Raw genomic sequence first — 8310 nt, 5'->3', positions numbered from 1 at the left:
CTCACTTCGTTCGTTGTGGTCAAACAGTCGGCGACAGTCAGTTCACGAAGCGTGCTGCGCACGCGGGCCATGAAACCAGCCAGCTCCGGCGCCCCTTCCTTATTGGCGCTCCACAGCCTCCCCACCCGCGCCTTTGTGCCACCGCCGTGCTCCTTCGGGGGTGACAAGCGAACAAGTGAATGACGAAGCGCGCATGCGCCCGCGTGCCCGTCGATCACTTCAGTCTTTTCCCCCAACCAGAGCGGCTGGTGCTTAGCGGCGGGTGAGGGGATGGGGTGGGGGCGATTTCTGGGGCGACGAAGAAGCTCGGCTTTGGGGATGGCGCGCGCCAGCGCGCTTCGTGAACATACTCATCGGCACTGTTTGACCACAACGAACGAAGTGAGTGGCGGGAGTTTGCCGATGCATCCCCAAAGCCGAGCTTCTTCGTGGAGTCGGCCCCCTGGGCCGACCGCCCCAGCATGAGCCCCCAGCCCATCCCCTCACCCGCCGCTAAGCGCCCCCATCAGAAGGCCGAGCAAGACCCTCCGTCACTGACGTCGAGGCACCCTGACAGCTGCGGCTGGTTCCGCACCTTCCCCCACTCCGCCGCCAGCGGATCAGCCTGCTTGTCGTCCGACGACAAGCCGCGGATCAGCGACGCCGCCGTGCAGATGTAGGGCTGCGCCAGGTTGCGGCCATACACACCCGATTCGAACTGCGACTGGAAGCGCGACTGCAGCGCCTCACGCGTCACGCCCAGGATGTCGAGGTTGCCGATCGGCATCGGCACCGCGCCGAGTACCAGGTTCGCGCCCTGGAACGTGATCACGTAGCCGGTCGGTGAGGTCAGCGTGCCCTGCGTGATCGCATAGCTGCCTTCCGGGCTGGTAGGAGTCGCCGCCGTCGCGAGCGCACCGGTCAGCGCGGTCGCGGTGGTGTCGCCGTTGACCAGGCCGGTCACCGTGTACGTCAGCGGCGGGATCGCGCCCGCCGGCCCGTTCGCCGGCGTCGCCGCGACGTTGATCGTCGGTTGCGTCGGCAGCAGCACCTGCTGCCCGGTCTGCGGCAACGCGATGCCCGACACCGAGCAGGTCCCGGTGTCGCCGAACGCGCAGCCGTAGTAGCGGATCGCACCCGAATCGGCCGCGAGGCCCGTCACCGCCGGCGCCCACACGCTCCAGCGTGTGCCGGCCGACAGCGTCGCGCCGGTGCCGAAGATCACCTGTGTCGGCGACACGATGTCGAGCCGGCCAATCTCGTTGTCCATCGAGATCGACCGGTTCAGCGTGATGGTGCCGGCTGCCTGCAGCAGCGCCGATGCACCGCCCTGGCTGTCGGTGATCGCGAGTGTCGAGAAGCCGGCACCGGCCGCGTCGAACGACGCCGCGCTCGCCGCATCGACCACCAGGTTGCCGGCGGTCACCACCGTCAGCGCCCCCGGCGGATCGAAGGCCAGCGTGCCGATCTGGTTCTGCGCGTTCGACAGCGTCACCGTGCTGCCGCCGCTGCCCTGGATCACCAGCGTCTGCACGGTGATCGCGCCGGTCTGCGTGACCGTACCGCTGCTCATCAGCCCGAGCGTGCCGACCGAGTTCTGCCCGCCCAGCACGATGCCGGCCGAGCCGTTGCCCTGGTTCTGCAGCGTCAGCGAAACGCTGTCGTGGTTCGTCAGCACGCCGTCATCCAGCGTGATCTGCCCGACGTGGCCGGCCGAGCCGACGACGATGCCCTTGCCCGCCGTCATGCCGCCATTGTTTTCGCCGGCCGGCTGCAGCCAGCTCGCGTCCACATGGAACTCGTTGCCCGGCACGCCGCCGCTGTTGCCGGCGCCGATCCGGATCGCGATGTCGCTCTGCTCGGTCAGGCCGCCGTTCGCATCGACCCCCAGCGGCCGGAAGTTCACCGACCCGGTCGTGAGGACGAACGGGTTGAACAACGTGCCGAGGTCGAGCGCGGTGCCGCCGCCGCTCTCGCCGCCGATCACCACGTTGGCACCGGTCGAGGCCGGTATGACGTTGCTCTCGCCGACGTGGTACTGCACGCCGGTGCCGCCGGTCGCATTCGCCGCCTGGCCGGCCAGCGTGATCGTGGCGGTCGAGTTTTCGTCGCCGGCGAACGACAACGAGCTGTAGCGCAGCCCGACCGCCGGGTTGGTTGCGGTCAGCGCGAAGCCGGCATCGTCGGCACGCCCGGCCAGCAGCACCGAGCCGGTGCCGGCCGAGATGCTCAGCGAGCCGATGTCCAGCCCGATCGCCTGGCCGCCGGCATTCGAGATCCGGGTCGCGATGCCGCGCAGGTCGACCGTGCCGGCCACGCTGGTCAGCGTGCTCTCGCTGATCTGCACGCCCAAGCCGGCACCCGCGGTGCCCAACACGCCGATGTTGTTCGCGGTGATGTCGGTGCCCAAGATCACGACGCCGGACTCGAAGGTGCCCGGGCCGCCGGCGCCGCGGATCGTCACGTTGCCGGCCCCCGTGCTGCCGCGCGTGTCGATGCTGCTGGTGTTCAGATCGACGCCGGCGATCTGCCCGTTGCCGCGCGCGAAGCCGGTGGCCGGCGTCGCGCCGCCGCTCAGCAGCAGGCTGCCGCCGCCGGTCGCCAGCGTCGCGCCGCTGATGCTGATGTTGCCGCTGCCGTTGCCGTCGAGATCGCTCAGCAGGTTGATGTCCATCGGGCCGGCACCCTTCACCGTGATCGAGCTGCCGATGCCGATCGCGATGCTGTCATGCGCCTGCAGCGTCAGGCTGGTGGCACCGGTGCCGGCACTGCGCACGATCGCGGTACCGGCCTCCACCGTGATGTTGCCCGTTGCGCTGCCGGAGCCGGCCTGGCCGGTCGAGATCGTCACGCTGGTGCCGCCGTCCAGCGCGGCCGAGATGTCGGCTGCACGGATGTTGGCGCCCGGTCCGGTCGGGTTGAACGCGCCGTCGGTCGTGGTGGGCCCGGTGGTCGAGATCGTCACGTCGAACGGGTCCAGCGTCCAGGTGCCGGCCTTGCCGCTCGCGGCGCGGGCGCGCGCATCGACCGTGCCGGCACCGATCAGGCCGGTGGTGCTGTCGGTCAGGCTGGTCGTCATCGCGAGGCCCGAGGTCTCGATGCTGCCGCCGCTGCCGCCGTCGATGCCGCCGCGAGCATGCAGCGTGCCGTACATCTCGAGCACGCCGAATTCGGTGCGCGGCAGGCCGATCGGCGAGGACGACACCATGCGGTTCAGCATTGCCTGCATCGCGATCGATCCGCCGTCGCCGCTGCCGGTGGCATCGGCGCTGACGACGGCGTTGCCGGCGACCACCAGCGAGCCGGTGCCGGTGCCGCCGACCGCGATGCTGCCGCCGCCGGTCGCGCCGTCGGCGGCCACCGAGACCGGGCCGGTGTCGTCCAGCGCGATGTCGCGCCCGCCGAGCGTGATGCGCCCGCCCTTTCCAACCATGCTGCTCGCGCCGAGCGTCGCGCCGGTCAGGACCAGTTTCGACGCGGCATCGCTGCCGGCATCGATGTCGATCGTGCCGCCGGCGCCGGTCGTGCTGTCGGTGCTGACGAGGCCCTGGACCGTGATCGTCTCGCTGCGCGTACCGCCTTCTTCAGCGGCCGCGCCGATGCGGATCGCGCCACCGCTGGCCAGCGTCTGCGAGCCGCTGCCCAGCAGCACGCCGGTGCTGCGCAGGGCCGGCGTGTCCGATGCGATCTCGATGTAGCCGCTGGTCGTGACCGGCGTCAGCGTCGCGGTCGCGCTCGAGGTCAGCGTGATCGAGCCACGCGGTGCGCTGATCGTGCCCGACTGCTCGACGCCGTCGCGCCCGATCAGCAGGATCGAACCGCCTTCGCCGGCCTGGATCTGCGGCACCAGCGGGTTGTCGGACTCGAACACTTGCACGCTGCGCGTGCCGCCCGGCGCCACCGTGCTCTCGAAGTTGATGTTGCCGCCGTTGATGAAGCCGGTGTAGTTGTTGGCCGTCATGTCGGCCGACAGGTCGAGCGTGGTCGCCACCAGCGAGCCGACGTTCACCTGCGCGCTCGGCCCGAACACGATGCCGGTCGGGTTGACGAGGAACACGCGGCCGTTGGCGCTGATGCCGCCGTAGATCTCGCTGGCCGCGATGCCGTTCGCATTGCCGGTCACGCGGTTGATCAAAATGCTCTGCGCGTTCGGCTGCGTGAAGTTGACCTTCGCGCTGCTGCCGACGCTGAAGCTCTCCCACTCGACCAGCGCGCGGTTGGTGGCGCTGGCGTTCTGCGTGACGGCGAGCGTCGGGTTCGCGCCACCGGTGGCGGTGCCGACGGTGGCGTTGATCTGCGCGCCGCCGGGCTTGACGACCGGCAGCTGCGTGACGGGCGGCGCGGCCAAGGCTTGGCCGCCGAGCGCCATGGCCGCCGCCAGCGCGATCGGCAGCAGGCGCGGCTGGAATTGACGGGACGGTGCAAGAGAGCGATTGCGGGTTGCCATGGCGATGGTCCTCAGAATGCGTGCTGCAGCTCGACCAGGAAGCGGGTGCGCTTGTCGTCGGCTTCGGAGGTGACGGGCTCGTCGCCGCGCCGCGCGACGGCGGCCTTCAGCGTGAAGAGCTCGGCGTTGGTGTACTGCACGCCCAGGCCCGCGCCGTGCAGGTTCAGCGTGTTCGACACGCCGTCGTCGGCGGGTCGCTTGAAGCGCTTGCCGTGGCCGGTGTCGTAGAACAGGAAGCCGGTCCACTGCGCGTCGATCCACAGGCGCAGCTCGGTGTTCAGCACCGCGGCCTCGTCCGACGAGCCTTCGGCCGACGGGTAGGCGCGCACGCCGCGCGCGCCGCCGAGCGTCATCTTCTCGGCGTTGTCGAGGTTCTTGCTCGCGAACTGGCCGACCAGCCCGACGAACAGCGACACGCGCGGCACGACCGCCTGCAGCCGGTTCACCTGCACGCCGAGCTTGCGGAAGCTGCCCTGCGTCGCGCGGTCGCCGAGGCCGGCGTCGTAGTTGCGATAGAACTCGCTCTCGATGTCGAGCTTGCCGAATTGCAGCGCGAGGTTGCCGCCGGTGAAGCCGCCACCGGCGAAGGCGTCGCGGTTCTCGAACGACAGGCCGAACTCGCCGCCGCGCACCTTCTTCTCGGTGGTGTCGCCGAACTCGTCGACCAGCTTCTTGCTCGTCACTGCGAAGCGGCCGACCAGGTTGCGGTCGCGCGTGCGGATGAAGGGGTACGACAGCGACACGTCGGCGACGTTGGCCGAGCCGACCGCGCCGGCCCCGGCGAAATCCTGGCCCAGCTCGTACTCGACGCGCGAGATGCCGGCACCCAGCCGCCAGGCGCTCGAGCCGAGCGGGATCTCGTAGCCGAGCCGGCCGACCAGCGTGCCCTTGCCGCTGGAGACCGAGGCGCGCAGGTCGAGGTTGTCGCCCGAGCCGGTCGGGTTGTTCCAGCGCAGCAGCGCGCCGGCGCGGTAGCGGCCGGTCGTTTCGGAGCCGTAGTTGTCGGCATCGACGCTCGCATCCCAGCCGCGCCGCGCCTCGGTCTGCACCGCGATCGCGTACTGGCCTTCGTCGCCGGTGGGCAGCAGCGTCGACTTGGCGGCGACGCCGGGCCAGTCGTTCAGCGTGTACATCGCGCGGTCGAGGGCCAGCACGTCGAGCGGCTCGTCCTTCGCGATGCCGTTGCGCGCCAGCACGGCGCTGATCTTCTGCGGCGCGATCGGCGGCTTGTCGGGGCTTTCGACCGTCACGCGGACGATGCGCGGCTCGACGATCGCGATCTGCAGCACGCCCTGCGCGAGGTCCTGCGACGGGAAGCCGACGCCGACCAGGCCGTAGCCGCGTTCCTCGTAGAAGCGGCGCAGCGCGACCGCGACCACCGCCAGGTCGGTGGCGGCGATCTCGCGGTTCAGCCAGGGCTTGACGACCTGCTGCAGCTCGGATTCGGGCACCGCCTTGGTGGGCGTGAAGCGCACCGAGCTGATCGTGAACTTGACGACCGGCTTCGCGGTGGCGGCGCGCGGTGCCGAGGCGGCCTCGGCGGCCTGCGGCGCATTGCGCAGCGCGGGGGCTTCGGTTTGGCCGTGCGACACCAGCGGGAATGCCAGGGCCAGGGCCATCGGCAGCGTGCGAAGGGTGAGGGGGGTCATGCTCGTTCTCATCGCGCGGCCACCGCGTTGAACACCTGAAGGCGGCCGTTGCCGATCACGTTGAAGGGCGCCCAGAAGAACGGGTGCGCGAAGCGGCGGTTTTTCTGCACCTCCAACTCGGCCTGCTGCATCGCGCCCATCAGGTCGCGGCCGCCGGCCAGTTCGCGGTACAGGCGGGTCATCAGCAGGTCGGTCGACTCATCGGCCACCGGCCACAGCGACGCGACGATGCTGTTCGCGCCGGCCGACAGGATCGAATGCGTGAAGCCGACGATCTCGTCGCCGCGCGACACCTTGCCGAGTCCGCTCTCGCAGGCCGACAGCGTCATCAGGCGCACGCCGTCGAGCTTCAGGTTGTAGATGTCGCGTGCCTCCAGCAACCCGGGCTCGTTCGGCGTGGACGCCAGCAGCACGCGCGAGAACAGCGGGTCGACCTCGTCGAGCTCGGCGTGCGCGGCGATGTGCACGACGCTCGCCGACGCGGCGCCTTCCTTGAAGCGCTGCTTGGTGGCTTCTTGCTGCACGAAGACCTCGCTGCGGCCGAACTGCCGGGCCACCTTCTGCACCTCGCGCTCGGCGCCGGGCAGCGGCGGCACGTCGCGGTCGGTGGACGGGTTGCCGAAGCCGAGCAGCGACGAAGCCTGCGCATTGCCGCGCGCCAGCAGCTTCGAGCCGACGGCCGCCGATGGCCACACCGCCAGCGCGCTGCGCTCGATCAGGAAACCGCGGCCGTCGTGCAGCGCCTGGAACGGCAGGTAGTGCAGCGGACCGTGCGGCACGACGAACAGGCGGCGGGTGTCACCGAGGTCGACGCCCGACAGCAGCGACTTGTAGAGCTGCTGCGCCAGCGAGGTGGTGTCGCGGCGGCGTTCGATGACGCTGCTGCGGAAACCTTCGACCTGTTTCGCGAGCGAGGCCTGGCCCTGCGGGATCACCGCGGCCGACAGCCCGCTGCGGGCGACCAGCCAGACGATGCTGCGGTCGTCGAGCACGTGGAACTGCAGCACCGCGTCGCCGGCGCCGAGCGAGCGCTGCAGCTCGGCCAGCGACACGCGCTCCTGGGCCAGCGTGTCGCTCGCGCGGTCGCGGATCGAATCGAGCAGCTGGCGCGAGCGCGAGGCCTCGGAGAGCGTCCACGCCGCCTCGTAGTTGTGCGCATCCAGGCTCAGGTTCAGCGCGGCGTTGAAGACCTGCTGGATGTCGCCGAACAGGCCCGTCTTGAATTCGTCGCTGGTGAACTTGCTGCGCAGGCGCTCGGCCTGCTGCACGGTGTCGAGGTAGGCGGCCAGCGCCGCGGCCTTGTCGCCGCGGGCGGCTTCGACGCGGGCGATGCCTTCGGAGGCCCACAGCCGGTGGTAGGCGGCATCGCCGGTGCCGGGGTCAGCGAGAACCTGCTTGAAAAGAGCCAGTGCCTCGTTCGGCTGCGCGCTGCCGAGCAGCGCGTTGGCGCGGCTGCGCTTGTAGAACGGGCCGAGCTTGTCGGCCTCGCGCACGGGGACCTGGTCGAGTTGCTTCAGCGCCTCGGGCGCGCGGCCGGCGGCGGTGAAGGCGTTGGCGAGCGAGACCTGCACCAGCGGGCGGAAGCGGTCGCTCGCGAGCGCGATGCTGCGGCCGTAGTAGCCGGCGGCGTCGCCGTAGCGGGCGCGGCGCACCGCGATGTCGCCGAGCACCTTCAGCGACGGCGCGTGGGCCTGCTGCGGGTTTTTCGGCGTCAGCGCGAGCGAGCCATTGGCGAAGCGCTCGGCCTCGTCGAGCAGGCCGGCGTAGTTGTAGGCGATCGCGAGGTCGCGTTGCGCGAGCGACTTCAGGTCGTCGTTGTCGTCGGCCTGGCCGAGGTGCAGCGCCTTGCTGGCGGCGCGGATGCTCTGGCGGAACTCGCCTTGCTCGGCGAGCGCGATCGAGCGGCCGCAGTAGCCGTAGCCGTCGAGCTTGACGACATCGCGTTCATAGAGCGCCTTGCCTTCGGCGCTGACCGAGAAGAGGCTTTCGGCGTCGCGCTGGCGGGCGAGGGCGTCGCGGGCCTGGGTGTTGGCCGGGGCGAGGCCGTCGGCGGTGGCGGCCGACTGGGCGTGGGCGCCGGTGGCCAGGAGCAGGGAGCAGGCCATCGCCACGCAGCCAGCACGAACTGAAGAAGTCAACACAAGGTATGCCTTTCGATGCATGCCGGCACCGCGCATGCCGCGGGCCGCGCGTGAGCGCAATCGCCGGCGGATGCTAGGAGGCGGGGGGGCGGCG

4 protein-coding genes are annotated in these 8310 nt (G+C 70.5%); all 4 read right to left on the bottom strand.

What is annotated here, in order from left to right; all coding sequences use genetic code 11:
* A partial coding sequence (locus BUE42_RS33970; protein ID WP_235002660.1) for a hypothetical protein occupies positions 1-218 on the bottom strand: 218 nt, incomplete at its 3' end.
* Between the two features lie 287 nt (positions 219-505).
* Positions 506-4426, bottom strand: coding sequence for a beta strand repeat-containing protein (locus BUE42_RS28160; protein ID WP_083614684.1), 3921 nt, complete (start codon positions 4424-4426; stop codon positions 506-508).
* Between the two features lie 11 nt (positions 4427-4437).
* Complete coding sequence (locus BUE42_RS28155) at positions 4438-6075, bottom strand: ShlB/FhaC/HecB family hemolysin secretion/activation protein (protein ID WP_073468599.1); 1638 nt, start codon at positions 6073-6075, stop codon at positions 4438-4440.
* An 8-nt stretch (positions 6076-6083) separates the two neighbouring features.
* The gene (locus tag BUE42_RS28150; RefSeq protein WP_083614680.1) at positions 6084-8180 is read right to left on the bottom strand and encodes a CHAT domain-containing protein; all 2097 of its coding nucleotides are present in this window, start codon (positions 8178-8180) and stop codon (positions 6084-6086) included.
* Between the last annotated feature and the right edge of the window lie 130 nt (positions 8181-8310).

It is taken from the genome of Rhizobacter sp. OV335 (genome assembly GCF_900142965.1).
Classification (GTDB): domain Bacteria; phylum Pseudomonadota; class Gammaproteobacteria; order Burkholderiales; family Burkholderiaceae_C; genus Rhizobacter.
Note: the sequence above shows the minus strand (reverse complement) of the source record. Positions and strands in the feature narration are given on the sequence as shown.